Here is an 886-nt window from a genome sequence, read left to right on the forward strand (position 1 = left end):
CGCTTACCACTTTGTGATTCATGACTGGGGTGAAGTCGTAACAAGGTAACCGTAGGGGAACCTGCGGTTGGATCACCTCCTTACCTTAAAGAAACGTTCTTTGTAGTGCTCACACAGATTGTCTGATGAAAATTAGCAGTAAGAAAATCTCTGCAGGCTTGTAGCTCAGGTGGTTAGAGCGCACCCCTGATAAGGGTGAGGTCGGTGGTTCAAGTCCACTCAGGCCTACCAAATTTTTGCTGATGCCGCGTTGCGGCGACACTCACATACTTCAGTATGCTTCGTGTCACCACGCCTTGCTTCAACAAAAATTAAGGTGAATGAGATAACTACGATGGGGCTATAGCTCAGCTGGGAGAGCGCCTGCTTTGCACGCAGGAGGTCTGCGGTTCGATCCCGCATAGCTCCACCATCTTTACTGCAAAAAACAAGAAAACTTCAGAGTGTACCTGAAAAGGTTCACTGCGAAGTTTTGCTCTTTAAAAATCTGGATCAAGCTGAAAATTGAAACGACACACTGTTTCATTTCTCCGTAATAAGAAATGAAAAGCGGTGTGTTCGAGTCTCTCAAATTTTCGCAACACGGTGATGTTTTACGAAACATCTTCGGGTTGTGAGGTTAAGCGACTAAGCGTACACGGTGGATGCCCTGGCAGTCAGAGGCGATGAAGGACGTGCTAATCTGCGATAAGCGTCGGTAAGGTGATATGAACCGTTATAACCGGCGATTTCCGAATGGGGAAACCCAGTGTGATTCGNCACACTATCATTACGTGAATACATAGCGTAATGAAGCGAACCGGGGGAACTGAAACATCTAAGTACCCCGAGGAAAAGAAATCAACCGAGATTCCCCCAGTAGCGGCGAGCGAACGGGGAGCAGCCC

2 tRNA genes and 2 rRNA genes are annotated in these 886 nt (G+C 47.8%); all 4 read left to right on the forward strand.

Features of this window, described 5'->3' with window-relative positions:
- Positions 1-83, forward strand: a 16S ribosomal RNA gene (locus NNO02_RS23370); the annotation flags it as partial.
- A 71-nt stretch (positions 84-154) separates the two neighbouring features.
- Positions 155-231, forward strand: a tRNA-Ile gene (locus NNO02_RS23375).
- 105 nt (positions 232-336) lie between these two features.
- A tRNA-Ala gene (locus NNO02_RS23380) sits at positions 337-412 on the forward strand.
- Between the two features lie 205 nt (positions 413-617).
- A 23S ribosomal RNA gene (locus NNO02_RS23385) occupies positions 618-886 on the forward strand; the annotation flags it as partial.

Origin of the sequence: Citrobacter sp. Awk 2, assembly GCF_028069815.1 — a bacterium.
In the GTDB taxonomy this organism is placed as follows: Bacteria; Pseudomonadota; Gammaproteobacteria; order Enterobacterales; family Enterobacteriaceae; genus Citrobacter.